The organism is Streptomyces sp. NPDC058620 (genome assembly GCF_042717135.1).
In the GTDB taxonomy this organism is placed as follows: domain Bacteria; phylum Actinomycetota; class Actinomycetes; order Streptomycetales; family Streptomycetaceae; genus Streptomyces.
In genome coordinates this window covers 36,813-61,867 of the sequence record NZ_JBHXQO010000014.1, presented here as the reverse complement: position 1 = coordinate 61,867, position 25,055 = coordinate 36,813, and the positions used below count along the sequence as shown (strand labels likewise).

18 protein-coding genes and 1 pseudogene are annotated in these 25,055 nt (G+C 70.5%); 6 read left to right on the top strand and 13 right to left on the bottom strand.

The genetic code is table 11. The features are described 5' to 3' along the window. Positions 1-33: 33 nt before the first annotated feature. Positions 34-2,547: a DEAD/DEAH box helicase gene (locus tag ACFWSK_RS16355; protein WP_383785896.1), complete on the bottom strand. Its 2,514-nt coding sequence runs from the start codon at positions 2,545-2,547 to the stop codon at positions 34-36. A gap of 138 nt (positions 2,548-2,685) precedes the next feature. Here ACFWSK_RS16355 and ACFWSK_RS16350 point away from each other — a divergent pair, with 138 nt between their 5' ends. Both ACFWSK_RS16350 and ACFWSK_RS16345 read left to right on the top strand, forming a co-directional pair. Next, positions 2,686-3,477 carry a metal-dependent hydrolase gene (locus tag ACFWSK_RS16350; RefSeq protein ID WP_383785893.1) on the top strand — a complete coding sequence of 264 codons (792 nt, stop codon included), beginning with the start codon at positions 2,686-2,688 and terminating at the stop codon, positions 3,475-3,477. A 67-nt stretch (positions 3,478-3,544) separates the two neighbouring features. Continuing rightward, a complete protein-coding gene (locus ACFWSK_RS16345) occupies positions 3,545-5,080 on the top strand; it encodes an ATP-dependent DNA ligase (RefSeq protein WP_383785890.1) in 1,536 nt (511 codons plus the stop codon). A 35-nt stretch (positions 5,081-5,115) separates the two neighbouring features. Here the strand turns inward: ACFWSK_RS16345 and ACFWSK_RS16340 are convergent, their stop codons facing one another. The 5 genes from ACFWSK_RS16340 to ACFWSK_RS16320 all read right to left on the bottom strand — a co-directional run bounded on the left by ACFWSK_RS16340 (position 5,116) and on the right by ACFWSK_RS16320 (position 14,025). Beyond that, positions 5,116-6,477 (bottom strand): NAD(P)/FAD-dependent oxidoreductase, encoded by a 1,362-nt coding sequence (locus ACFWSK_RS16340; RefSeq protein ID WP_383785887.1) that lies wholly within the window; start codon positions 6,475-6,477, stop codon positions 5,116-5,118. A gap of 244 nt (positions 6,478-6,721) precedes the next feature. Further along, positions 6,722-8,503, bottom strand: a complete 1,782-nt coding sequence (locus ACFWSK_RS16335; RefSeq protein ID WP_383785884.1) for an ABC transporter ATP-binding protein — start codon at positions 8,501-8,503, stop codon at positions 6,722-6,724. Then, positions 8,500-10,419, bottom strand: a complete 1,920-nt coding sequence (locus ACFWSK_RS16330) for an ABC transporter transmembrane domain-containing protein (protein WP_383785881.1) — start codon at positions 10,417-10,419, stop codon at positions 8,500-8,502. Before ACFWSK_RS16330 ends, ACFWSK_RS16335 begins: the two co-directional genes overlap by 4 nt. Positions 10,420-10,607: 188 nt before the next feature. After that, a complete protein-coding gene (locus ACFWSK_RS16325) occupies positions 10,608-13,544 on the bottom strand; it encodes an FAD-binding and (Fe-S)-binding domain-containing protein (protein WP_383785877.1) in 2,937 nt (978 codons plus the stop codon). A gap of 37 nt (positions 13,545-13,581) precedes the next feature. Beyond that, a complete protein-coding gene (locus tag ACFWSK_RS16320; protein WP_383785874.1) occupies positions 13,582-14,025 on the bottom strand; it encodes a MarR family winged helix-turn-helix transcriptional regulator in 444 nt (147 codons plus the stop codon). A 96-nt stretch (positions 14,026-14,121) separates the two neighbouring features. Between ACFWSK_RS16320 and ACFWSK_RS16315 the strand changes: the two genes are divergently transcribed. After that, on the top strand, positions 14,122-15,927 hold the full coding sequence (locus ACFWSK_RS16315; protein ID WP_383785871.1) for an ABC transporter ATP-binding protein: 1,806 nt from the start codon (positions 14,122-14,124) through the stop codon (positions 15,925-15,927). 230 nt (positions 15,928-16,157) lie between these two features. Then, entirely contained in the window at positions 16,158-17,006 is an 849-nt protein-coding gene (gene mltG, locus ACFWSK_RS16310; RefSeq protein WP_383785868.1) for an endolytic transglycosylase MltG, read from the top strand. Positions 17,007-17,022: 16 nt separating this feature from the next. On the opposite strand, the gene ACFWSK_RS16305 is transcribed toward mltG, so the two are convergent. From ACFWSK_RS16305 to ACFWSK_RS16280, 6 genes are all read right to left on the bottom strand, one after another. Further along, positions 17,023-18,108, bottom strand: coding sequence for an NAD(P)-binding domain-containing protein (locus ACFWSK_RS16305; RefSeq protein WP_383785866.1), 1,086 nt, complete (start codon positions 18,106-18,108; stop codon positions 17,023-17,025). Positions 18,109-18,199: 91 nt separating this feature from the next. Next, a complete protein-coding gene (locus ACFWSK_RS16300; RefSeq protein ID WP_383785863.1) occupies positions 18,200-19,408 on the bottom strand; it encodes an LLM class flavin-dependent oxidoreductase in 1,209 nt (402 codons plus the stop codon). Continuing rightward, a complete protein-coding gene (locus tag ACFWSK_RS16295) occupies positions 19,405-20,433 on the bottom strand; it encodes an ABC transporter substrate-binding protein (RefSeq protein ID WP_383785861.1) in 1,029 nt (342 codons plus the stop codon). Before ACFWSK_RS16295 ends, ACFWSK_RS16300 begins: the two co-directional genes overlap by 4 nt. Positions 20,434-20,508: 75 nt before the next feature. Then, on the bottom strand, positions 20,509-21,288 hold the full coding sequence (locus ACFWSK_RS16290) for an ABC transporter ATP-binding protein (RefSeq protein WP_383785858.1): 780 nt from the start codon (positions 21,286-21,288) through the stop codon (positions 20,509-20,511). Further along, positions 21,261-22,154: an ABC transporter permease gene (locus tag ACFWSK_RS16285; RefSeq protein ID WP_383785855.1), complete on the bottom strand. Its 894-nt coding sequence runs from the start codon at positions 22,152-22,154 to the stop codon at positions 21,261-21,263. The genes ACFWSK_RS16290 and ACFWSK_RS16285 overlap by 28 nt, the downstream gene beginning before the upstream one ends. 218 nt (positions 22,155-22,372) lie before the next feature. Then, a complete protein-coding gene (locus ACFWSK_RS16280) occupies positions 22,373-22,456 on the bottom strand; it encodes a putative leader peptide (RefSeq protein WP_350692898.1) in 84 nt (27 codons plus the stop codon). Between the two features lie 94 nt (positions 22,457-22,550). Here ACFWSK_RS16280 and ACFWSK_RS16275 point away from each other — a divergent pair, with 94 nt between their 5' ends. Both ACFWSK_RS16275 and ACFWSK_RS16270 read left to right on the top strand, forming a co-directional pair. Further along, positions 22,551-22,973, top strand: coding sequence for a YjbQ family protein (locus ACFWSK_RS16275; protein WP_383785853.1), 423 nt, complete (start codon positions 22,551-22,553; stop codon positions 22,971-22,973). A 74-nt stretch (positions 22,974-23,047) separates the two neighbouring features. Continuing rightward, positions 23,048-23,317: pseudogene (locus tag ACFWSK_RS16270) on the top strand (IS5/IS1182 family transposase); the annotation flags it as partial. Positions 23,318-23,488: 171 nt separating this feature from the next. Here ACFWSK_RS16270 and ACFWSK_RS16265 read toward each other — a convergent pair. Next, positions 23,489-24,751 carry a DUF6357 family protein gene (locus tag ACFWSK_RS16265; RefSeq protein ID WP_383785850.1) on the bottom strand — a complete coding sequence of 421 codons (1,263 nt, stop codon included), beginning with the start codon at positions 24,749-24,751 and terminating at the stop codon, positions 23,489-23,491. Positions 24,752-25,055: the final 304 nt, after the last annotated feature.

Sequence of the window (25,055 nt, the reverse complement as noted above, 5' to 3'; positions counted from 1 at the left end):
GGGTTCTTCTCCACTCTCGAAGCCTGTTCCACGTCACAGCTGACCCACGGAGGTGACCCGGACGACGGCCCGGCCCTCCTCGTCGGAAGCGGCCAGGTCGACCTCGGCGCTGATGCCCCAGTCGTGGTCCCCGGCCGGGTCGGCGAAAGCCTGCCAGACCCGCCACAGGCCGTGCTCCCGGTCCTCGTCGATCTTCAGGAGCTTCGGCCCGCGGGCGTCGGGGCCGGTGCCCAGGTCCTCGTGCGCGTCCCAGTACCCGTCCATCGCCTCGCCCCAGGCGTCCTCGTCCCAGCCGGAATCGCCGTCCATCTCGCCGAGTTCGCGGACGCGGTCCAGCGCGGCCAGCTCCACCCGGCGGAACATCGCGTTGCGGACCAGGACCCGGAAGGCGCGCGCGTTCGACGTGACCGGCTTGACCTCGTCCGCCCGCTCCTGCGCCTGTTCGGCGGTCTCCACCTCCGGGTTGGCGAGCTGCTCCCACTCGTCCAGGAGGCTGGAGTCCACCTGGCGGACCATCTCGCCGAGCCAGGCGATCAGATCCTCCAGGTCCTCCGACTTCAGGTCGTCCGGGATCGTGTGCTCAAGGGCCTTGTACGCGCCGGCCAGGTAGCGCAGGACGATGCCCTCCGTACGCGCCAGCTCGTAGTGCGAGGTGAACTCCGTGAAGGTCATGGCCCGTTCGTACATGTCCCGGATCACCGACTTCGGTGACACCGGGTGGTCGCCGACCCACGGGTGGCTCGTGCGGTACACCTCGTACGCGTGCCACAGCAGCTCGCTCAGCGGCTTCGGGTACGTGACGTCCTGGAGCAGCTCCATCCGCTCCTCGTACTCGATCCCGTCCGCCTTCATCTGGCCGACCGCCTCGCCCCGCGCCTTGTTCTGCTGGGCGGCGAGGATCTGCCGGGGGTCGTCCAGGGTGGACTCGACGACGGAGACCATGTCCAGGGCGTACGAAGGGGATTCGACGTCCAGCAGATCGAACGAGGCCAGCGCGAAGGTGGACAGCGGCTGGTTGAGCGCGAAGTCCTGCTGGAGGTCGACGGTCAGCCGGACGATCCTGCCCTCGGCATCCGGCTTGTCCAGCTGCTCCACCACGCCGCCGTCGAGCAGCGAGCGGTAGATGGCGATGGCCCGCCTGATGTGACGAAGCTGAGCCCTGCGCGGCTCGTGGTTGTCCTCCAGCAGATGCCGCATCGCCTCGAAGGCGTTGCCGGGGCGCGCGATCACGGACAGCAGCATCGTGTGCGTGACCCGGAAGCGGGAGCTCAGCGGCTCCGGATCGGACTGGATCAGCTTGTCGAAGGTGGTCTCCGACCAGGCGACGAAGCCCTCGGGGGCCTTCTTACGGACCACCTTGCGCTTCTTCTTCACGTCGTCGCCCGCCTTCTTGACGGCCTTCTCGTTCTCGATGACGTGCTCGGGGGCCTGGGCGACGACGAAGCCCGCCGTGTCGAACCCGGCCCGCCCGGCACGGCCGGCGATCTGGTGGAACTCCCGGGCGCGCAGCGTACGGACCCGCGTGCCGTCGTACTTGGTGAGCGCGGTGAACAGCACGGTGCGGATGGGGACGTTGACGCCGACGCCGAGGGTGTCCGTACCGCAGATCACCTTGAGCAGGCCCGCCTGGGCGAGCTTCTCCACCAGGCGCCGGTACTTGGGCAGCATCCCGGCGTGGTGCACCCCGATGCCGTGGCGCACGTAACGCGAGAGGTTCTGGCCGAACTTGGTGGTGAAGCGGAAGCTGCCGATCAGATCGGCGATCTTCTCCTTCTCCTCCTTCGTGCACATGTTGATGCTCATCAGCGACTGCGCGCGCTCGACGGCCGCGGCCTGGGTGAAGTGCACGATGTAGACGGGGGACTGCCGGGTGTCCAGCAGTTCGGTGAGCGTCTCGGTGATCGGCGTCAGCCGGTACTCGTAACTGAGCGGGACCGGCCGCGTCGCCGAGCGCACCACCGAGGTGGGACGGCCGGTGCGGCGCGTGAGGTCCTTCTCGAACATCGCGACGTCGCCGAGCGTCGCCGACATCAGGACGAACTGGGCCTGCGGCAGCTCCAGGATCGGGATCTGCCAGGCCCAGCCGCGGTCCTGCTCCGCGTAGAAGTGGAACTCGTCCATCACGACCTGGCCGACATCGGCGTACTTGCCGTCGCGCAGCGCGATCGACGCCAGCACCTCGGCGGTGCAGCAGATGACCGGGGCGTCGGCGTTGACCGAGGCGTCGCCGGTGAGCATGCCGACGTTCTCCGTGCCGAAGAGCTTGCAGAGATCGAAGAACTTCTCGGAGACCAGCGCCTTGATCGGCGCGGTGTAGAAGGTGACCTTGTCCTGGGCCAGCGCCGTGAAGTGCGCGCCGGCGGCGACCAGGCTCTTTCCGGAGCCGGTGGGCGTGGAGAGGATCACGTTCGCCCCGGAGACGACCTCGATCAGCGCCTCTTCCTGAGCGGGATAGAGGGTGATGCCCTGGGTCTCGGTCCATGACGAGAAGGCCTCGAAGAGGGCGTCCGGGTCGTCGGTCGGGGGCAGCTGATCGATAAGGGTCACACCCCCATCTTGCCTGTCTTCCGCCCGGATGAGGGAACCGGACGATCAGTCGAAGATCACGGACGATACGCTGCCCACTCAACTCGGCTGCGCCGCACAGGCCATGGCCGCGCGAGATCTACGGGGGCGGGAACGACCATGATGGGACCGGCACACTCTCTGTCGGGGGCAGCGGCCTGGCTGGGGGTGGGCGCGGCCGCGGCCGCGGCCGGCCATCCGATGCCCTGGCCCGTCCTGGTCGTGGGTGGTCTGATCTGCGCGGGCGCCGCGCTCGCCCCCGACCTCGACCACAAGTCGGCGACGATCTCGCGGGCCTTCGGGCCGATCTCCAAGGGTATGTGCGAGATCGTGGACAAGCTCTCCTACGCCGTCTACAAGGCGACCAGGGGACCCGGTGACCCGCGCAGGACCGGCGGCCACCGGACGCTGACCCACACCTGGCTGTGGGCCGTGCTGATCGGTGCGGGCGCCTCGGTCGCGGCGGTCAACGGCGGCCGGTGGGCGGTCCTAGCGATCCTCTTCGTCCATCTGGTGCTCGCCGTCGAAGGACTGCTGTGGCGGGCCGCCCGGATGTCCAGCGACGTCCTGGTATGGCTCCTGGGGGCGACCAGCGCCTGGACCCTGGCCGGTGTCCTGGACAAGGCGGGCAACGGCTCCGACTGGCTGTTCACCGCCCCCGGCCAGGAGTACCTGTGGCTCGGGCTGCCCATCGTGCTGGGAGCGCTCGTCCACGACATCGGCGACGCACTGACCGTCTCCGGCTGCCCGATCCTCTGGCCGATCCCGCTGGGACGTAGGCGCTGGTACCCGATCGGACCGCCCAAGGCGCTGCGCTTCCGGGCCGGCAGCTGGGTGGAGCTGAAGGTGCTCATGCCGGCCTTCATGCTGCTCGGGGGAGTGGGCGGCGCCGCCGCCCTCAACGTCATCTGACCCCTTTCCGTCGCCCTTCCCTCGTGCCTGCACGGCGGCGGGCGACGAGCCGTAGCACCATGACCGCATGCTGCTTGCCCGGCTCTCCCGTGTGTCCCTGGACGTCGCCGCCACGTCGGCACGGTCCCGGAAGGTCGCCCTGCTGGCCGACCTGTTCCGGGACACCGCGCCGGACGACGTCCCGATCGTCATCCCGTATCTTTCCGGCCGCCTTCCGCAGGGGCGGCTCGGCATCGGCTGGAGCACGCTGCGCGACCCTGTGCCGCCCGCCGCCGAGCCCACGCTCACCGTCGCGGAGGTGGACGCCGAGCTGACGGCCGTCGGAGCCCTGTCGGGCGCCGGTTCCCAGGCCGGCCGCCGCGCACGCCTCCAACGGCTACTCGGCGCCGCCACCGCCGACGAACAGCGCTTCCTGCGGGCCCTGCTCACCGGAGAGGTGCGGCAGGGCGCCCTGGACGCCGTCGCCGCCGACGCGCTCGCCCGGGCCGCCGGGGCGCCGCCCGAGGACGTACGGCGGGCCGTGATGCTCGCCGGATCGCTGCAAGCGGTCGCCAGGGACCTGCTGGCGCGGGGGCCGGAGGCGCTCGGCGCGTTCCGGCTGACCGTGGGCCGCCCCGTCCTGCCGATGCTCGCGCACACCGCAGCCTCGGTCGCCGAAGCGATCGACAAGCTGGGGACCTGCGTCGTCGAGGAGAAGCTCGACGGCATCCGCGTCCAGGCGCACAGGGACGGCGACGAGGTCCGCCTCTACACCCGGACGCTCGACGACATCACCGAGCGCCTGCCGGAAATCGCCGCAGCCGTACGTGACTTCCCCGGCGAGCGGTTCATTCTCGACGGCGAGGTGATCGCGCTCGGGGCCGACGGCCGCCCTCGCCCCTTCCAGGAGACCGCCGCCCGGGTGGGCTCACGGCGCGATGTGGCCGGGGCGGCGGCCACCGTCCCCGTCGTGCCCGTCTTCTTCGACGCGCTGTCGGCCGACGGCCGGGACCTTCTGGACCTGCCCTTCACCGAACGGCACGCGGCGCTGGCCGGACTCGTTCCGGAGCGGATGCGGGTCCGCCGCGTCCTCGTCACGGAGCCGGCCGACGCGGGCCCGCGCGAGTCCGCGGTCGCGTTCCTGGCCACCACGCTGGCGCGGGGCCACGAGGGCGTGGTGATCAAGAGCCTGGACGCGCCCTACAGCGCCGGCCGGCGCGGGGCCTCCTGGCTGAAGGTGAAGCCGGTGCACACCCTGGACCTCGTGGTGCTCGCGGCCGAATGGGGGCACGGGCGGCGGACCGGGAAGCTGTCCAACCTGCATCTCGGGGCGCGGGGGTCCGACGGCTCGTACGTGATGCTCGGCAAGACCTTCAAAGGGCTCACCGACACCATGCTCGCCTGGCAGACCGAACGGCTGGGCGAGCTCTCCACCGGCGACGACGGCCACGTGGTGACCGTACGCCCCGAACTCGTCGTCGAGATCGCCTACGACGGCCTCCAGCGCTCCACCCGCTACCCCGCCGGGGTCACCCTGCGGTTCGCCCGGGTGCTGCGCTACCGCGAGGACAAGCGGCCACAGGAGGCGGACACCGTCGAGACGGTCCTCTCCCGGCAGACCTGAGCGGAGCGGGCCCGCCGGGAGAGAGGAGGACCGGGTCAGTGGCGGATCACTGTCGCGGCCGTGTGCGCCCGCACCTGCTCCGGGGTGAGATAGGCGCCGGTGTACTCGAAGTCCTTGAGCGTCGCCGGACTGCGGAGCTGGAAACCGGTCCGCACGAAGTCGTCACCGGCGATCGCGTTCAGCATCCAGTTCGTCAGGACCCGGGTCTTGGCGACGTTCGTCCGCAGCGCCGACCAGTGATAGCCGCGGGCCACCGCCTGGGCGGGGAGTCCCTTCAGTTCGATGCCGAGCGGCTTGGAGACCGCGTCCCGGCCGCCGAGGTCGACGACCAGGCCGAGGTCCTTGTGCTCGTAAGGCATCAGCGGCATGCCGCGCAACGTCGCGATGAGGTTGTCGGCCAGGGTGCGGCCCTGGCGCATGGCGTGCTGGGCGGTGGGCGGGCACACGGCTCCGTCGCCCTTCGCCAGATCGGGCACCGCGGCGGCGTCGCCGAGGGCGAAGACGCCGTCCGAGCCGCGCAGGGAGAGTTCGGGAGTCACGGCGAGGCGTCCGCGTACCGTCTCCGCACCCAGGGTGGCGATCAGCGGGCTGGCGGCGACGCCCGCCGTCCAGATCAGCGTGCGGCAGGGCAGGACCCGGCCGTCGGTGAACGTCACCTGTTCCGCCGTCGCCTCGGCGATGGAGACGCCGAGCGAGACCTCGATCCCCCGCTTGCGCAGGATCTCCATGGCGTCCTTGCCGAGTTTGTCCCCGAGCTCGGGCATGAGCTTCGGGGCGATGTCGATCAGATGCCACTTGATGAGCTTCGGATCGAGCCTCGGATAGTGCTTGAGGGCGTTGGTGGTGAGCCGTTGCAGACAGGCCGCGGTCTCGGTGCCCGCGTACCCGCCGCCCACCACGACGAACTGGAGCCGGGAGGCCCGCTCCTCCTCGTCCAGGCTGGCATCGGCCAGGTCGAGCTGGGCGATCACGTGGTCGCGGATGTACGCGGCCTCGGCGAGGGTCTTCATACCCCGGGCGTTCTCGACGAGTCCGGGGATGTCGAAGGTCCGGGTGACGCTGCCCGCGGCGAGCACGATGTAGTCGTACGGCTCGTTCACGATCTCGTCAGTGATCTTCCGGACGACGCAGACCTTCGCGTCGGTGTCCACTCCAATGGCCCCGCCCGGCACGATCCGGGTGCGGTGGCGACGGCTGCGGCGCAACGAGACGGCGACCGACTGGGGAGTCAGTACACCGGCGGCGACCTGCGGCAGGAGCGGCAGGTACAGCTGGTACGAGAACGGCGTGACGAGCGTGATCTCCGCTTCGCCGGGGGTGAGCCTGCGTTCCAGTCGGCGTACGCACTCGACCCCGGCAAAGCCGGCGCCGACAACGAGAATCCTGGGTCGTGCCACGGTGTGCGTCCCTTCTCGGGCTTACGCGGTCCTGTACTCGACTGCCCCTGATTCCGGGTGGGTCACTCCTCATCCTTACCGGCCGCATCGGAGTTCGCCTCCTGACGGCGTCCCGGGGCATGGCGGCTCAGGAGTAAGAGCGCCCCTCGCCGTGCCCCCGAAGGATCGTTCGGAACATCCACCTGCCACACATTGGTGAGTGCGGCTCGCCACGTTCGCATCCTCCGGGGGCCGGCGACCCGGATCAGCCGTGCCAGGACCGCCACAGCGCCGCGTACGCACCGTCCGCGGCCACCAGCTCGTCGTGGCTGCCCAGTTCGCTGATGCGGCCGCTCTCCACGACGGCGATCACATCCGCGTCGTGCGCGGTGTGCAGCCGGTGCGCGATGGCCACCACCGTACGGCCGTCCAGGACCCTGGCCAGCGAGCGCTCCAGGTGTCTGGCCGCCCGCGGGTCCAGCAGCGAGGTCGCCTCGTCCAGCACCAGCGTGTGCGGATCGGCGAGCACCAGCCGGGCCAGCGCGATCTGCTGCGCCTGCGCCGGCGTGAGAGCCAGCCCGCCCGAACCGACCTCGGTGTCCAGCCCCTTGTCCAGGGCCCTGGACCAGCCGTCCGCGTCGACCGCGGCGAGTGACGCCCACAGCTCGGCGTCATCGGCGCCGGTGCGGGCCAGCAGCAGGTTGTCACGCAGCGAACCCACGAAGACGTGGTGCTCCTGGTTGACCAGGGCGACATGCCGGCGCACCCGCTCCGCCGTCATCCGAGACAACTCAGCACCACCCAGAGTCACCTCACCCGAGCGCGGTGCGTAGATCCCGGCCAGCAGCCGGCCCAGCGTGGACTTGCCCGCCCCCGAGGGACCGACCAGCGCCAGCCGCGTACCCGGAGCCACGTCCAGGGTCACCTTGTGCAGGACGTCGACGCCGGCGCGGTAGCCGAAGTGCACGTCGTCCGCCCGGACCGCCCGGCCGTCCGGGCCGATCCTGTCGTCACCCGCGTCCGGCTCGATGTCGCGTACGCCCACCAGCCGGGCCAGCGAGACCTGGGCGACCTGCAACTCGTCGTACCAGCGAAGGATCAGACCGATCGGGTCGACCATCATCTGCGCCAGCAGCGCTCCCGTCGTCAGCTGACCGACGGTGAGCCAGCCCTCCAGAACGAACCAGCCGCCGAGCATCAGCACCGCGCCGAGGATCGTCACGTACGTGGCGTTGATGACGGGGAAGAGCACCGAGCGCAGGAACAGCGTGTACCGCTCCCAGGCGGTCCACTCCTTGATCCGCCGGTCCGACAGCGCGACCCGGCGGGCGCCCAGACGGTGCGCCTCCACGGTCCGGCCCGCGTCGACGGTCTCCGCGAGCATCGCCGCGACGGACGCGTACCCGGCGGCCTCCGAGCGGTACGCCGAGGGCGCCCGCCGGAAATACCAGCGGCACCCGACGATCAGCACCGGCAGGGCGATCAGTACGGCCAGTGCCAGCGGCGGGGCCGTCACGGTGAGTGCGCCGAGCAGCAGCCCTGCCCACACCACGCCGATCGCCAGCTGCGGCACGGCCTCGCGCATCGCGTTCGCCAGCCGGTCGATGTCCGTCGTGATCCTGGAGAGCAGATCTCCGGTCCCGGCCCGCTCCAGGACCCCCGGAGGCAGCCCGACCGACCGTACGAGGAAGTCCTCGCGCAGATCGGCGAGCATCTCCTCACCGAGCATCGCGCCGCGCAGCCGCATGGTCCGTGTGAACACGGTCTGCACGACGAGCGCGAGCGCGAACACCGCCGCGGTGCGCTCCAGATGGAGGTCCGTGACCCCGTTCGACAGGTCTTCGACCAGTCCGCCCAGCAGGTACGGGCCGGTGATCGAGGCGATCACCGCGACCGCGTTCACCGCGATCAGCACGGCGAACGGTGTGCGGTGACGCCGCAACAGGTCACGTACGTAGCCGCGCACGGTCGTCGGTGTGCCGACCGGCAGGGTCGTCGCCGACTCCGGGGCGGCCGGGTCGTACGCCGGTGGTGCGACGCCGATCATGCCCTCTCCTCGATTTCCTCGATCGCTTCGATCCCGTCGGCCTGTGCGGTCTCCGTGATCCCGTCGTGTGCGGCCAGGGCCGCGAGTTCGTCCTCGGTCTCGCGCGTGACGACCGCCCGGTACCGGGGCTCGCCGCGCAGCAGCTCGCGGTGCGAACCGACGGCCACGACGGAGCCGTCGTGGACCAGCACCACCCGGTCGGCGAGGTCCAGGAGCAGCGGCGACGAGGCGAAGGCCACGGTCGTACGGCCCTGGCGCAGCCGCTTGATTCCGGCGGCCACCCGGGCCTCCGTGTGCGAGTCGACGGCCGACGTCGGCTCGTCGAGCACCAGTGCCTCCGGGTCGGTGACCAGGGAACGGGCCAGGGCGAGACGCTGCCGCTGGCCGCCGGAGAGCGAACGGCCGCGCTCCGTGATCCGGGTCCGCATCGGGTCGCCGTCCGTTTCGGGCGAAGCCTGGGCCAGCGCGTCCAGGACGTCACCGCACTGGGCCGCCGCCAGGGCGTCCTCGGCGGTCACTAGACCGGAGGACGGCACATCGAGCAGCTCGCGCAGTGTGCCGGAGAGCAGCACGGGGTCCTTGTCCTGCACGAGTACCGCCGCCCGTGCGAAGTCCAGCGGCAGTTCGTCCAGCGCCACGCCGCCGAGCAGTACGGACGGCGCCTTCGGCGTGGGCTTCCGGTCCGGTTCCGCTTCCGGCTTCGGCTTCGGCGACGTGTCGTCGGTGGCGGCCGCGTCGGTCATGTCGGCCGCGTCGTCCTCTGTCTGGACGTGCCCGCCGAGCCGTTCGGCCAGCCGGCCCGCCTCGTCCGGATCACCGCAGACCACAGCGGTGAACAGTCCCTCGGGAGCCATCAGGCCGGTGGCCGGGTCGTACAGGTCCCCGACCGGAGCCATGCCCTCGATCGTCGACGGCTGCACGGTGCGGTGCAGCGACAGCACCCGGACCGCGCGCTTCGCGGACGGCCGGGAGAAGGAGTACGCCATGGCGATCTCCTCGACGTGCCGCAGAGGGAACAGCATCAGCGTCGCCGCGCTGTACACGGTGACCAGCTGGCCCACCTCGATACGGCCGTCCCGGGCCAGCGTGGCCCCGTACACGACCAGCGAGATCAGGAGAACACCCGGCAGCAGCACCTGGATCGCCGAGATCAGCGCCCACATCCGCGCACTGCGGACGGCGGCCTTCCGTACCTCCTGGGAGGCGCGCCGGTAGCGGCCGAGGAAGAGTTCCTCGCCGCCGATGCCGCGCAGCACCCGCAGACCGGCGACCGTGTCGGAGGCCAGTTCCGTCGCCTTGCCCGCCTTCTCGCGCTGGATGTCGGCGCGCCGGGTGGCCCGGGGGAGGAGGGGCAGGACGGCCAGGGCCAGGACCGGCATGGCGATCGCCACGAGCACGCCCAGCGTGGGGAGGTAGAGGACGAGGCCGATACAGATCAGTACGAGGGCGGTGGCCGCGGCGGCGAAGCGGGAGAGCGCCTCGACGAACCAGCCGATCTTCTCGACATCGCCGGTGGAGACGGCGACGACCTCGCCGGCGGCGACCCGCCGGGTGAGCGCGGAGCCGAGCTCGGCGGTCTTGCGGGCCAGCAACTGCTGGACGCGTGCCGCGGCGGTGATCCAGTTGGTGATGGCGGTGCGGTGGAGCATCGTGTCGCCCACCGCGATGAGCACACCGAGGGCCACGATCAGGCCGCCGGCCACGAGGAGGCCGCGGCCCGAGCGGTCGATGACGGCCTGGACGGCGAGACCGACGGTGAGCGGGAGCCCGGCGATGGCGCACTGGTGAAGAAGGCCCCAGGAGAGGGACTTGAGCTGTCCGGCGAGCTGACTGCGCCCGAGCCAGAACAGGAACCGTGGACCTGACCGGACATCCGGATCGCCAGGATCTGAATACGGAAGATCGCGAATCTGCATGACGTCCCAGGGCTCGGAAGGGCGGAGGTCCGAGGACCTCGCGGAATCGTTGAACGGGTGGGGGGAGCAAACCGTGCAAGGTTCGCGTCCTGCCCCGGCCCGTGGCAAACGGTTTTCCGCGTCCCGGCTGCTCGGGGGGCACGAATCCGGCCGCCGGTCCGGCGGCGTTCCGGTGCTGCACGGGTGCTCTACGGGCGGGTCGCCCACTCCAGTTCCATCAGCACCGACCGGTAGCGGTGGCCGGTCGCCCGGTCCATGCCGATCTCGCACATCCGGTTCGCCGACAGATACACGTCGTACGCACGCCTGTTGACCTCCGCCGCCTCCTTGGCGGTGGCTGACGCCGTCAACTCCTTGTGCAGCATGCCGCGGTCGCCGGCGAAGGCGCAGCACCCGGCGTCGTCGGGCACGACCACCTCGTCGGCGCACGCCTCGGCGACCCTGCGCAGATGGCCCACATCTCCCAGGTGCTCCATCGAGCACGTCGGGTGCAGGACCGCCGAACCGGTCCTGCGGACCACCGTCAGCTCCGGCAGCAGCTCGTCCGCCGCCCACACGAGCGAGTCGACTACGGTCAGCTCGCGGTGCAGCTCCCGGTTGTCCTCGGTGAGGTACGGCACCACTTCGTGCGCGATGCCCAGCGTGCACGACGAGGCGTCGACGATAGGAGGAAGCCTGCCGCCCGCCGTCCAGCCCCAGGCGGCCTCCACCATGCGATTGGCCATCACCGTGTTGCCCTCGTCGTAGCCCTTGGAGTGCCAGATCGTCGCGCAGCAGGTGCCCGCGACATCGTCCGGGATCCATACCGGCTTTCCGGCGCGGGCGGAGACGGCGACGACGGCTTCGGCCAGGGACGGTTCCCGCCGTGGGCCGGGTCCGCCGAAGACGCGGTTCACGCATGCCGGGTAGTAGACGGCGTGGGCGCCGGCCCTGGAGGTACGGGGTAGCTTCCTGGCGGCCGCGCCGGGGATCTCCGGCAGCCACTCGGGGACCAGATCGGGGCGTACGGCCTTGCGGGCCAGCCCGGTGACGGACTCCAGCAGCCGGTCGCCCGCCCGGTCCCTGATCCGGTCGGCCGCGGCCACCGCCAGCCGCGCCGCGGCCTCCACCGCCTTGAAGTTCTTCGCGGTCAGCGCCGCGATCCGCTCCTCGCGCGGCGAGTGCCGCCGACGGCGGAAGCCCTTCATCATCGCCCCCGTGTCGATGCCGACCGGGCAGGCCAGCTTGCAGGTGGAGTCGCCCGCGCAGGTGTCCACCGCGTCGTAGCCGTACGCATCGAGCAGACCGGCTTCCACCGGGGCGCCGTCGCTCTGGCGCATCATCTCCCGCCGCAGCACGATCCGTTGGCGCGGTGTGGTGGTCAGGTCCTCGCTGGGGCACGTCGGTTCGCAGAAGCCGCACTCGATGCACGGGTCGGCGACCGCCTCCACCTTCGGAATCGTCTTCAGCCCGCGCAGATGGGCCTTCGGGTCGCGGTCGAGGACGATGCGCGGCGCCAGGACCCCATCGGGATCGATGACCTGCTTCGTCCGCCACATCAGCTCCGTCGCCTTCGGGCCCCACTCCAGCTCCAGGAAGGGCGCGATGTTGCGTCCCGTGGCGTGCTCGGCCTTGAGCGAGCCGTCGAACCGGTCGACGACGAGGCGGCAGAAGGCGTCCATGAACGCGGCGTACCGGTCGACGTCGGAGGATTTCGCGGCGTCGAAAGCGAGCAGGAAGTGCAGGTTGCCGTGGGCCGCATGGCCTGCCACAGCGGCGTCGAAGCCATGCTCCGCCTGGAGCTCCAGGAGCGCCCGGCAGGCTTCCGCGAGCCGTGCGGGCGGTACGGCGAAGTCCTCCGTGATGAGGGTCGTACCGGCAGGGCGTGAGCCGCCGACCGCGGTGACGAACGCCTTGCGCGCCTTCCAGTAGCCGGAGACGGTCGCGGCGTCCCGGGTGAACTCGTTGGTGATCGACAGCGCCGGCGCGACCAGTTCCAGACCGGCGACGACCTCGTCGGCCGCCCGCTCGTACGCCTCCTGTCCGGCCTCGTCAGGTGCGCGGAACTCCACCAGCAGCGCCGTCGTCTCCTTGGGCAGCGTCGCCCAGTCCGCCGGGACACCCTGCACGCTGACCGAGGCGCGCAGGGTGTTGCCGTCCATGAGCTCCACCGCGATCGCCCCCGCCTCGGTGAAGCGGGGCACGGCCGCCGCCGCGGCCGACAGCGAGGGGAAGAAGAGCAGCGCCGACGAGACCCTGCGGTCCAGGGGAAGGGTGTCGAAGACGACCTCGGAGATGAAACCGAAGGTGCCCTCGGAGCCGACCATCAGCCCGCGCAGGATCTCCACGGGCGTCGAACCGTCGAGGAACGCGTCGAGGCGGTATCCGTTGGTGTTCTTGATCTCGTACTTGGCACGGACCCTGGCGGTGAGCCCGGGGTCCGCCTCGATCTCCGCCCTGAGCGCGAGCAGCCCTTCGCACAGGCGTGGTTCGGCATGGGCCAGCAGCTCGTCCGCCGCCGGGTCCGCCGTGTCGACGACGGTGCCGCTGGGCAGGACGAAGGTGAGTGAGGCGAGGGTGCGGTACGCGTTGCGGGTCGTCCCCGCCGTCATCCCGGACGCGTTGTTGGCGACGACACCGCCGACCGTGCAGGCGATGGCACTGGCCGGGTCGGGGCCCAGAAGCCGGCCGTGCCTGGCGAGGGCGGCGTTGGCCCGCATGACGGTGGTCCCGGGACCGATCCGGGCCCGCGCCCCGTCGTCCAGGACCTCGATCCCCGTCCAGTGGCGGCGTACGTCGACGAGGATGTCCTCGCCCTGGGCCTGGCCGTTGAGACTGGTGCCCGCCGCCCGGAAGACCACCTCGCGGCCCTTGCCGCGGGCGTAGGACAGGATGGCGGAGATGTCGTCGATGTCCTCCGGCACGACCACCACTTCGGGGAGGAAGCGGTAGGGGCTGGCGTCGGAGGCGTACCGCACGAGGTCGGAGACCTTCCACAGCACGCGGTCGGCCCCGAGCAGGGCCACCAGCTCGGAGCGCAGCGGCTCGGGGGTGCCGTGTGCCATGCGGTCGGGCACACGGTCGTGGGACGGCGTGCGCGCCGTACCCGGACGGAGGGCTTCCGGCTTCGGCTCCAGCAGCGGCATGACATGTCCCCTCGGAGGTGCGGCGCTCCGCGCCGAGTCAGCAGTGGCGCTCCGGCATCCCGTCGACCAGAGCGGACAGCAGGCCGCCGAGCACCTCGCGCTGATCGGCGGTCAATGGAGCAAGGATCTCCTCTGCGGCGGCCCGGCGCGCGCTGCGCAGGGACCGGAGAGTGGCACGGCCCCCGTCGGTGATCTCGACGCGGACCACCCGGCGGCTGGCCGGGTCGGGAGCGCGGCGCACCCGGCCGCTCGCCTCCAGGCCGTCGACCAGGCTGGTCACGGCGCGTGGGACGACGTCCAGGCGCTGGGCCAGATCGGCCATCCGCGGCGGGCCGTCGTACTGGGCGACCGTGCGCAGCAGCCGGAACTGGGCGGGCGTGATGCCGATCGGCTCCAGCTGGCGGCTCTGGATGCGGTGGAGCCTGCGGGTGAGCCGCAGCAGTTGCTCGGCCAGCAGGCCGTCGGAATCGGGGGAGTCCATGGGGGAACAATATCAGGACCATGTTCATTGTGAGTATAGGTAACAATGAGCTATGCTCTCCAAAGCCGCACTCCCGCACGCCTGCCGAAGGAGCCCATGAAACCCGACGAACCCACGTGGGCTCCCCAGCCCAGGGACGACGGACAGCCGCCCGCCGAGCTGCGCCGCATCTTCCGTCTCTTCCGCCCCTACCGAGGCCGCCTCGCTCTGGTCGGTCTCCTGGTGGGCGCCTCGTCCCTGGTGTCGGTGGCCTCCCCGTTCCTGCTGCGCGAGATCCTGGACACCGCGATCCCGCAGGGCCGCACGGGCCTGCTCTCGCTGCTCGCCCTCGGCATGATCCTCACCGCCGTGATGACCAGCGTCCTCGGTGTGGTGCAGACCCTGATCTCCACGACCGTCGGTCAGCGCGTCATGCACGATCTGCGGACCGCCGTCTACACCCAGCTCCAGCGGATGCCGCTGGCCTTCTTCACCAAGACCCGCACGGGTGAGGTGCAGTCCCGCATCGCCAGTGACATCGGCGGAATGCAGGCGACCGTCACCTCGACCGCGACCTCGCTGGTCTCCAACCTCACCGCGGTCATCGCCACCGTGGTAGCCATGCTCGCGCTCGACTGGCGTCTCACCGTCGTCTCCCTGCTCCTGCTGCCGGTCTTCGTGTGGATCAGCCGTCGGGTGGGCCGGGAGCGCAAGAGGATCACGACGCAGCGCCAGAAGCAGATGGCGGCCATGGCTGCCACCGTCACCGAGTCCCTCTCGGTCAGCGGCATCCTCCTCGGCCGCACCATGGGCCGCTCGGAATCGCTCACCAAGAACTTCACCGAGGAGTCGGAGCGCCTCGTCGACCTCGAAGTGCGTTCCAGCATGGCCGGGCGCTGGCGGATGTCGACGATCGGGATCGTCATGGCCGCCATGCCCGCCGTCATCTACTGGGCGGCCGGGATGACGCTCCAGTCGGGCGCCACCGCCGTCTCGCTGGGCACGCTCGTCGCCTTCGTCTCGCTCCAGCAGGGCCTGTTCCGCCCTGCCGTGAGCCTGCTCTCCACCGGAGTGCAGATGCAGACGTCCCTCGCCCTCTTCCAGCGGATCTTCGAGTATCTCGACCTGACGGTGGACATCACCGAGCCCGAGAAGCCCGTGCGGCTGGAGAAGATCCGCGGAGAGGTCGCCTTCGAGGACGTCGAATTCAGCTATGACGAGAAGAGCGGGCCCACGCTCAGCGGCATCGACGTGACCGTGCCCGCCGGCGGCAGCCTCGCCGTCGTCGGACCCACCGGTTCCGGCAAGTCGACCCTCAGCTATCTCGTTCCCCGGCTGTACGACGTCACCGGCGGCCGGGTCACCATCGACGGGGTCGACGTGCGGGACCTGGACTTCGACACCCTGGCCAGGGCCGTGGGCGTGGTCTCCCAGGAGACCTATCTCTTCCATGCCTCCGTCGCCGACAACCTCCGCTTCGCCAAGCCGGAGGCCACCGACGAGGAGATCGAGGCGGCGGCTCGCGCCGCGCAGATCCACGATCACATCGCCTCACTGCCCGACGGCTACGACACGCTCGTCGGCGAACGGGGCTATCGCTTCTCCGGCGGTGAGAAGCAGCGGCTGGCCATCGCCCGCACGATTCTGCGCGACCCTCCCGTGCTGATCCTCGACGAGGCGACGAGCGCTCTCGATACGCGTACGGAGCACGCCGTCCAGTCGGCGATCGACGCACTTTCCGCAGGGCGCACCACGCTCACCATCGCGCACCGGCTCTCCACCGTTCGCGGCGCGGACCAGATCATCGTGCTGGACGGCGGGCGCACGGTGGAGCGCGGCACCCATGAGGAACTGCTCGGCAAGCACGGTCGGTACGCGGCCCTGATCGCCCGCGACACGCGACTGGCACCGGTCGCCCCCTGACACAGGGCTGCGGGCTCGAAGCGGGTGGTGTGCGCCAAGGCCCTCCCGCGCGCCCGAAGGCTCAGCCGCCCCAGGGCCGAAGGCGGCGCACACGGCAGCGCCGCCGCTCCCGTGGGAGGGGAGCGGCGGCGGCGCCGGTGGAGCAGAGGTCGGACGAGCCAGCCAGTGCGGCTCGTGTCGTCGGCCTCCAGGTACCGGATCGGTGCATATGTCCGGGTTAACGTGCCCGCATGGTGAACGAGTCCCCGGACGCCCCGCCCCGCCCCAGACTCCGGCCGACCCGGCGCGGGCGGCTGGTGCTGCTCATCGGCGCCGTCCTCGTCGTGGCGGCGGCCGTACTGTTGCCGCTGCTGCTTCTCGGGTCGGAGGAGAAGCGGGAGCCGCCCCGCTCCCTGGTGATCCCCGAGGGGTGGCGGGCCTCCCAGGTGTACGCGGCGGCCGACAAGGCGCTCGGTCTGGCCCCGGGCAGCACCGAGAAGGCCGTGCCCAGGGCCGAACTGCCCCTCCCGGCCGCGGCCGGCGGCAATCCGGAGGGCTACCTCTTCCCCGCGACGTATCCCGTCGACGACGAAACGACACCCGAGGGCCTGCTCCGCTACATGGTGGAGACAGCCGCCAAGAGGTTCGGCGCGGATCACATCACGGCCGGGGCGGAGCGCAACAGCGTCTCCGTCTACCAGACGGTGACGATCGCGGCGATCGTGCAGGCGGAGGCCGACACCGTCTCCGACATGGGCAAGGTGGCCAGGGTGATCTACAACCGGCTCGCCCAGGACATGGCGTTGCAGATGGACTCGACGCTCAATTACGCCTTGAAGCGCTCCACTCTGGACACCACCACGGGCGACACGAAGATCGACAGCCCGTACAACAGCTACGAGCGCAAGGGGCTGCCGCCGACCCCCATCGGCAATCCGGGGGAGCAGGCCATGCAGGCGGCCATCAGGCCGCCGGCGGGTCCGTGGCTGTACTTCGTCACGGTCGGGCCGGGGGACACCCGCTTCACCGACAGTTACGACGAACAGCGCACCAACGTCGAGGAGTTCAACCGCAACCGGAGCTCCGCCGCCACGGGCTGACTCCCGCCGCCCTGCGTCAGGCCGGGACCGGAGCGGGGTCCGCGTGTCCGGCCCGGTCCAGGAGCCGCTTGACCGAGCGGACCGCCGCCCGGCCGGCGCGGTTGGCGCCGATCGTGCTGGCCGACGGGCCGTACCCGACGAGATGGATGCGCTCGTCCCGTACCACCTGGGTGCCTTCGAGCTTGATGCCGCCGCCGGGCTCACGGAGCTTCAGCGGCGTCAGATGGTCGACCGCCGCCCGGAATCCGGTCGCCCACACGATCACGTCGGCCTCGACGGTCCTGCCGTCGTCCCAGGCCACCCCGGCCGGGGTGACCCGGTCGAACATCTCGATCCGGTCGAGGACTCCGCGCTCGCGGGCGTCCCGGACGGCCTCGGTGAGCGGCAGTCCGGTCACGCTCACCACGCTCCGGGGCGGCAGCCCCCGACGTACACGGTCCTCCACCTGGGCCACGGCGGCGCGCCCCTCGTCCTCGCCGAACGGTCCCTCCCGGAACACCGGAGGCCGACGCGTCACCCAGAACGTCTCGGCCGCCACGTCCGCGATCTCCATCAGATGCTGGGTGCCGGAGGCGCCACCTCCGACGACGATCACCCGTCGTCCGGCGAACGCACCGGGGCCCGGGTAGTCGGCCGTGTGCAGTTGACGCCCACGAAAGGTCTCCTGGCCCGGGTAGCGCGGCCAGAAGGGCCGGTCCCAGGTGCCCGTGGCGCTGATCAGGGTGCGCGTGGCATACATACCCTCGGAGGTCTGCACGAGCAGCCGTCCGGCGGCACCCTCGCGGACGGCGCTCACCTCCACGGGCCGGTGCACCCGCAGGTCGAAGCGCTGTTCGTACGCGTCGAAGTACGCGGCGATCACCTCGGACGAGGGGCTGGCGGGATCGGCGCCGGTCAGTTCCATTCCGGGCAGCGCGTGCATGCCGTGGACCTTCCCGTACGTCAGGGAGGGCCAGCGGAACTGCCAGGCGCCGCCCGCGCGGGGTGCGTGATCGAGGACGACGAAGTCGCGGTCCGGCTCCAGTCCGGCTCGCCGCAGGTGGTAGGCGCTGGACAGGCCGGCCTGCCCGGCCCCCACCACGACGACATCCATCTCGCGCATCCCGAAGTTGTTCACACTTCTACCAACTGTGCCCGAGTCCTGGATCTTCCCCCGCGTGGAAAGATCCAGGACCGGTCGGCAGGGTGCCCGCTCAGCGACCCCCGGCGACAAGCAGCGGGGCGCCTCCCGGGGCCGATGCCGGGCGCCCGTTGGCCGCGGGCACCGAGAGGAGAGGCGAAGCCGGGACGGTCGACAGCAGCCCGCGCGCCGCGAGCTCCGGAGTGACGCCCTCGCCGAACCAGTACGCCTCCTCCAGGTGCGGGTAACCGGACAGCACGAAGTGCTCCACACCGAGCGCGTGGTACTCCTCGATCCGGTCGGCGACATCCGCGTGACTGCCGACGAGGGCCGTTCCCGCACCGCCCCGCACCAGTCCTACGCCCGCCCAGAGATTCGGTGAGATCTCCAGCTTGTCGCGGGACCCGCCGTGCAGCGCCAGCATCCGCTGCTGGCCCACCGACTCGCTCCGCCCCAGCGCCTGCTGCGCGGCGGCGATCGTCTCGGGGTCGAGATCGCCGAGCAACCGGTCGGCAGTCGCCCATGCCTCGCGCGCGGAGTCGCGCGAGATGGTGTGGAGCCGGATCCCGAAGCGGACGGTGCGCCCCTGCTCCTCCGCCAGCCGCCTGATCCAGTCGATCTTCTCCTTTACCGCGGCCGGAGGCTCGCCCCAGGTCAGATAGACATCGGCATGCGCGGCCGCCACCGGCCCGGCAGCGGCAGACGACCCACCGAAGAAGATCTCGGGCAGCGGGTCGGGCGGCAGCGCCGTGAGCGCGCCGTCGACCTGATAGTGCTCGCCCGCGTAGTCGTACGGCCGCCCGCTCCACGCGCCCTTCACCACCGACAGGAACTCGGCGGTCCGCGCATAGCGCCGGTCGTGGTCCAGATGGTCGCCGAAGCGCCGCTGCTCCGTGGAGTCACCACCCGTCACCACATTGAGCAGCAGCCGCCCCCGCGTGATCCGCTGGTACGTGGCGGCCATCTGCGCGGCGAGCACCGGGGAGATGACCCCGGGACGGAAGGCCACGAGGAACTTCAGCCGTTCGGTGTGCTGCGCCAGCGCGACCGTTGTCAGCCAGGCGTCCTCGCACCAGGTGCCGGTCGGCGTCAGTACCGCTTCAAAGCCCAACTGCTCGGCGGCTTTGGCTATTTGGGTCAGATACTCGATATCGGGAGCGCGTATCCCGCTTACCGGGGTGATCCGGTCGCGCTTGATTCCGCCGTCGGTGTACGCGTGCCGGTCGACCAGCGTCCGGCCGTCACCGCCGGTCGGCAGGAACCAGTGCAGGGAGACGGTCATGAGGATGCCCTTCCGTAGGAGCGGGGAGCCGTGGAGGACGGCGGAAGATCACGGTTGTAGCGGGTGTCGACGTACTCCTCGAAGGAGAAGTGGCGGGGGATCAGCTTCAGCTCGGCGAAGGTGTCGGCGATCGCCTGCTCGGAGGCGATCGCGGCCGGATCGACGGCGACCGGGACGCGAGTGCCGTAACTGCGCTTCACCGCGTCGAGCGCCACCTCGTACGGCAGCCCGGTCTCCTTCGCCCAGACCTTCGCCCACTCCTCGGGATGCTCGAAGACCCAGCTCTGCGCCCGCTCCAGCCGGACCAGCAGATCACCGATGGCCTGCGACTTCTCCTTGCTCCCGAGGGCGGAGGGCGAGGCCACCTGGAAGCCGAGCCCGTTGACCACACCCTCACCCGTGGTCAGCACCCGGGCTTTCGTGCTCCGCAGGATCTGCGAGGTGTACGGGTCCCAGATCGCCCAGGCGTCGACCTTGCCCCGGCTGAAAGCGGCCAGCGCGTCGGCGGGCTGCAGATAGTTGAGCTCGACGTCGGAGACGGACAGGCCGGCCTTCTTCAGGGAGGCGATCAACTGGTAGTGGGCGGAGCTGCCCTGCGCCACCGCGATCGATCTGCCCTTGAGCTGTGCGGGGCTCTTCAGCGGTGAGTCCTTGGGGACCACGATCACCTCGCCGGCCGACGAGCCATGGGTGGCGCCCACCACGACGATCTTCGAGTCGGCACCCGCGGCGAAGACGGGCGGGGTATTTCCGACCCCTCCGACATCTACGGCCCCGGCGTTGACCGCTTCCAGGAGTGGTGGCCCGGAGGTGAACGTCGACCAGGCGATGCGGTAGTCGAGATCGTCCAGCTCTCCGGACGCCCGCAGGATGGCTTCGTACCCCCCTTTCTGGTCACCGACGTTCAGCGTGATGGCACCCGAGCCGTCGGTATTGCGGGAGGTCCCGGCGGCAGATGTCCCGCCGCAGGCGGCGAGCAGCAGGGTGAACGGCAGCAGCAGGGCGGGCAGGGTACGGCGTTTCATGAAGGTTCTTCCTGTTCCTGGGAGGTCGTACGACGGGGGGTGCGGGCGCGCGGGCGGAGAGCGGGAGCGAGCGGCTCAGGCGGCGCCGGGCCGGCCGCCGTCCGCGCTCTCGACGCCGAGTTCGGACAGCAGCCGCGACCGCAACGCGGCGAACCCGGGGCTGCCCACACCGCGCGGCCGGTCCAGGTCCACGGGCGTGTCGTAGGCGATCCCGCCGTCCCGCATCACGAGGGCCCGGTCGGCGAGCAGCAGCGCCTCGTCCACGTCATGGGTGACCAGCAGCACCGCGCAGCCCCGGCGTTGCCAGAGTTCGGCCACGAGCTGCTGAGCCCTGATCCTGGTGAGCGCGTCGAGCGCGCCGAACGGTTCGTCGAGCAGCAGCAGATCGGGTTCGCGGACGAGCGCGCGGGCCAGGGACGCGCGCTGCGCCTCGCCACCGGAAAGGGTCTTGGGCCAGGCCCCCGCACGTTCCGAAAGCCCCACCTCCTCCAACGCCCGCTCGGCAACGGCCCGTTCGGGCTTGCCCGGCAGCCCGAGCAGCACATTGCGCCAGACCCGCTTCCACGGCATGAGCCGCGGCGCCTGAAAGGCGACGGCCCGCCGCCTCGGCACGAGCACCGTGCCCTCGATCTCGCGGTCCAGACCGGCGAGGACGCGCAGCAGAGTGGACTTTCCGCAGCCACTGCGCCCGAGCAGGGCGGTGAACTCCCCTGCCCGCAGCGTCAGATCGAGCCCGTCGATCACCGGCCTGCCGTCGAAGGACCGGGTCAGTCCCTCGATCCGTACAGCGGCCTCCGGCTGGGTGCCGGGGCCGGGTGCCGGGGCCGTCACTGGCCCGTGAAGGTCGGTCGCCATTGCAGCAGCAGCCTTTCGAGAATCCGGACGATGACATCGGCGGTGAGGCCGAGGAAGGCGTAGACGACCAGGCAGACGACGATGACGTCGGTACGGAAGAACTCCCGGGCCTGGTTCATCAGGAAGCCGATACCGGCGTCGGCGTTGATCGACTCGCCGAAGACGAGTGCCAGCCAGGCGGTCGCGAGCGAGTAGCGCAGCCCGGTCATGGCACCGGGCAACGCTCCCGGCAGCACCACGTGCCGGATCAGTCCCCATCGTCTGAGCCCCAACGACTGTCCTGCTTCGATGAGTTGGGAGTCCACGCCGCGGATTCCGGCGTACACGTTCAGATACAGATGGAAGGCGACGCCGAGCGCGATCAGGGCCACCTTCGGGGCCTCGCCGATCCCGAGCCAGATGATGAACAGCGGGATCAGGCCGACCCAGGGAACGGTCCGTAGCATCTGCACGCTCGCGTCCACCAGGTCCTCGCCGAGCCGGGAGAGCCCGGAGATCAGCGCCAGCGCCGTACCGACGACCCCTCCGAGCAGGAGCCCCACGGCCACCCGCCGGAGCGACACGCCCATCGCGGACGGCAGCGTGCCGTCCGCGACCAGGTCCGCTCCGGCGCGGGCGATGGTGCCGGGGGAGGCGAGTACCTCGGGATGCAGGACGCCGGCGCCGCTCAGCACCTGCCACAGAGCGAGAAGCAGCAGGGGACCGATCGTGCGCCGCACCCATCGGGGCACGGACCCGAGCCGGAGGCCCGACGCCGAGACGGGGACGACCGGCTCCAGGGCGACCGGCAGCGGGGAGGGCGGGGAGGGCGGGAAGGACTTTCCGGATACCGGCGATATATCCGGCGGGGCATGGCCAACGGTCATGAGGGCTCCACGAGCGGGTGAATGCGGGAAACGCGCCCCTGACGCCACGTACAGCGCCGCGCCGCAGGCCGAGGCGCCGGGCCCGCTAGGAGAGGCGGGCGCGCGGACGCAGCGGCAGGCGCAACGAGGAGAAGATGGTGAGGCGGTGCACGGACGCGCACGGCGGGAGCGGGCGCCTCGCGCGCCCGGTCACCGTGGGGAGAAGTGCTGAGGGAACGTCAGCAGCCGCGGCGACACGCGGCGGAGGCCACCCGCAGCAGGTCGATGTGACCGCGCGAAGTGAGCAGAGCTGAACGGAACATGGCGCCGAAGGTATCGACGCCGAAAGCAACCGGTCAATGGGCGTCTCGTTCCTTGGACGCGCGATCCCATCCTGTAAGCGGGAGAATGGGATCCATGTCGGAAACCTTCACCACACGCGTCCTGAACATCGCCACAGGAACGACCGAGACCGTCACCGACCTGACGGCGGAGTGCGAACAGTTCCTCACCGCCGCCGCCCGCGGCAGGGACGGCCTCCTCAACATCTTCGTGCCGCACGCGACGGCCGGCATCGCCGTGCTGGAGACGGGGGCGGGCAGCGACGACGATCTACTGGCCGCGCTGCACACGCTGCTTCCCGCCGACGACCGGTGGCAACACCGCCACGGCAGCCCGGGCCACGGCCGTGACCACGTACTCCCGGCCCTGGTGCCGCCGCACGCCACGCTGCCCGTGCTCGGGGGGCGACTGGAACTGGGTACGTGGCAGTCGGTCTGCCTGGTCGACACGAACGTCGACAATACGGATCGTAACGTCCGGTTGAGCTTCTTCGGATAGTGCGTCGCTGCGGTGGGACCGGAGAGGGGGAGTCCGGCCGCCCCGACTGAGGGGTGCGCTGATCGGGCGCAGCCTGGCGTCGGCTGTAGCACTGGACCGAGGCTGGGCGTCTGAACCGTCTGCACGAGTTGCTGCCGGCCGAGCTACTCGCGACAAGTCTGCTGGCCCCGGACGATGCGGCGATAGACGGCTCCCATGCCAGGGCTTTCAAAGAGGGCTCCCGCACCGGCCCTTCGCCGGTCGATCGAGGCCGGCCAGGCAGCACACACCAAATGATCGTCGACCGGCACGGCACCCGGCTCGCCGTGTCACTCACCAGCGCCAATCGGCACGACGTCTCCCAGCCCCATGCCCCTACTGAGAATTGGTCGTCGAGCCCCGCACCCTGCCCGCCGGGCCTACTCGGCTTCGCCTTGACGTCCGGGACGGCCAGGTCCGCGAGATACGTGGTGGCCGGAACCGGCCACTGGCCGACTTCGGGCCCTACTCGTTATGCGCCCTGTTGACCAGACTGACTACTTGGCGTCGCGCTGCTGGCGCGCGCGCTCGAACTCAGCGTTATCCGACATCCAAGAGCCGTGCTGTTCAAGTGAGGCGCAGCCGCCGCGGACGAAGGCGCTCACCAGGTTCCGGTACCCGCTGATCCCGGCGACCAGGCTGTACTCGACCCGGTACTCCGGATCCGACTCGCCATTACCCTCGTGCACCGTCGTGATCCGGGCGATGGAATCCGCGTAGAAGTGGAGCTGGATCCCCTCGCCCATCTCCTCGTCCTCGATGGTGAACACTTCGTTGTCCGCGGCAGAGCGATCGCCGACGAACTCCCAGAACTCCGCAGTGGCAGTGCGGGGATTGTCCTGGTTCCACTTCTTCTCGACGCCCTTGTCGTCGGTGAACGACAGGATCGTCTTCCTCGCGCTCTCGCCGAAGTCGGCGCGGTCGCCGGAAGCCTCCTCGTCGTCCTCCATGGGGGTGCTCCTGGAGTGGTCCGCAGCCTCCGAGCACATCAGGAAGCTCACGGTACGCACCGCGTCATCGACGAGCTCAGGGTGTGCACGGCGCACGGCCGCGTCGACCGTCGTCGCCATCCGATCCCAGGCGCGCTTGTCCGTGGCGCGCTTGCCCCGTCGCGGATCGAGGCCGATCCGCATCCCGGCGCATGCCTGCTCCGCGGTGGCGATCACACGCATGACCTCCGGCAGCAGCGCGGGGTCGACGGCATCGGGCATCCGCTTCGGAACCGTCGCGCCGTGCAGGTACTGGCCCGTGTACCTCAGTACCGCGGCGTCGAGTGGACCGAGTACTGCTCCGCGCTCGGCGCGACGGCGGTCCGCGTGGTACTCCTGAGCTCGTTTCCCGTTGGACGTCTCTGTCGCCGCGCGCATCGCCGCGCAGACCTGACCGCGCTCGAGTAGATCGATGTCAGCCCCATGGGCGATGAGCCGACCCCTGTCCCACCGGATGCGTTGGAAGAGCGCGTCGACGTCCGCGGGCGCGGAGAGGAGGATCGGGTCCAGGAGCGCGACTGCAGCGTTCTCTTCGAGCGGGCCCCGGGTTCCGGCGGCGTCGCACAGCGGAAGGACCGCACTCCACAGCAGCAGGTGTCTGGCCAGGTCCTCCCGGATCACCGCAAGATGGGCTTCCCCGATCGAGAACGTGAACGTGCGAGGCTCATGGTTGGCGTCGGCCCCGGCACCGAGCATCAGCTTCAGCTCACCGGCCTCGCGGATCACGCTCGGGATCCAGCCGCTCCGGCGCGTGAAAACTATCTCTCTCATGGGCACAGTCTTCCCCATCAGAAGAGACTGGCGAGTCCTGCCTGCACCGATCTGACCGGCCGCTTTCGTGCAAACCCACGCCGCCCGGAGCGAGCAGGCCTGTCATGGTCGAGTCCAGCGTTGAACCTGAACTCCACCGAGTTCCGGTACGGAGCAACTTCGATCCGGCACCGATCTCGACAGGATGCGACCGGATGGGAACCGCTGACTGCGCACCACCAGAGGAATACGGCAATCACCGGTCGGCGCGTAGGCGAGTCATTTCCGGAACGACACCGGCTGGACACGGTTGGCCTTGGGCCCA

Coding starts and splice junctions, on each gene's coding strand:
- ACFWSK_RS16350 (WP_383785893.1), top strand. CDS start 2,686: ATGATGGGACCGGCACACTCTCTGTCGGGGGCAGCGGCCTGGCTGGGG.
- ACFWSK_RS16345 (WP_383785890.1), top strand. CDS start 3,545: ATGCTGCTTGCCCGGCTCTCCCGTGTGTCCCTGGACGTCGCCGCCACG.
- ACFWSK_RS16335 (WP_383785884.1), bottom strand. CDS start 8,503: ATGATCGGCGTCGCACCACCGGCGTACGACCCGGCCGCCCCGGAGTCG.
- ACFWSK_RS16330 (WP_383785881.1), bottom strand. CDS start 10,419: ATGCAGATTCGCGATCTTCCGTATTCAGATCCTGGCGATCCGGATGTC.
- ACFWSK_RS16325 (WP_383785877.1), bottom strand. CDS start 13,544: ATGCCGCTGCTGGAGCCGAAGCCGGAAGCCCTCCGTCCGGGTACGGCG.
- ACFWSK_RS16320 (WP_383785874.1), bottom strand. CDS start 14,025: ATGGACTCCCCCGATTCCGACGGCCTGCTGGCCGAGCAACTGCTGCGG.
- ACFWSK_RS16315 (WP_383785871.1), top strand. CDS start 14,122: ATGAAACCCGACGAACCCACGTGGGCTCCCCAGCCCAGGGACGACGGA.
- mltG (WP_383785868.1), top strand. CDS start 16,158: ATGGTGAACGAGTCCCCGGACGCCCCGCCCCGCCCCAGACTCCGGCCG.
- ACFWSK_RS16305 (WP_383785866.1), bottom strand. CDS start 18,108: ATGCGCGAGATGGATGTCGTCGTGGTGGGGGCCGGGCAGGCCGGCCTG.
- ACFWSK_RS16300 (WP_383785863.1), bottom strand. CDS start 19,408: ATGACCGTCTCCCTGCACTGGTTCCTGCCGACCGGCGGTGACGGCCGG.
- ACFWSK_RS16295 (WP_383785861.1), bottom strand. CDS start 20,433: ATGAAACGCCGTACCCTGCCCGCCCTGCTGCTGCCGTTCACCCTGCTG.
- ACFWSK_RS16290 (WP_383785858.1), bottom strand. CDS start 21,288: ATGGCGACCGACCTTCACGGGCCAGTGACGGCCCCGGCACCCGGCCCC.
- ACFWSK_RS16285 (WP_383785855.1), bottom strand. CDS start 22,154: ATGACCGTTGGCCATGCCCCGCCGGATATATCGCCGGTATCCGGAAAG.
- ACFWSK_RS16280 (WP_350692898.1), bottom strand. CDS start 22,456: ATGTTCCGTTCAGCTCTGCTCACTTCGCGCGGTCACATCGACCTGCTG.
- ACFWSK_RS16275 (WP_383785853.1), top strand. CDS start 22,551: ATGTCGGAAACCTTCACCACACGCGTCCTGAACATCGCCACAGGAACG.
- ACFWSK_RS16265 (WP_383785850.1), bottom strand. CDS start 24,751: ATGAGAGAGATAGTTTTCACGCGCCGGAGCGGCTGGATCCCGAGCGTG.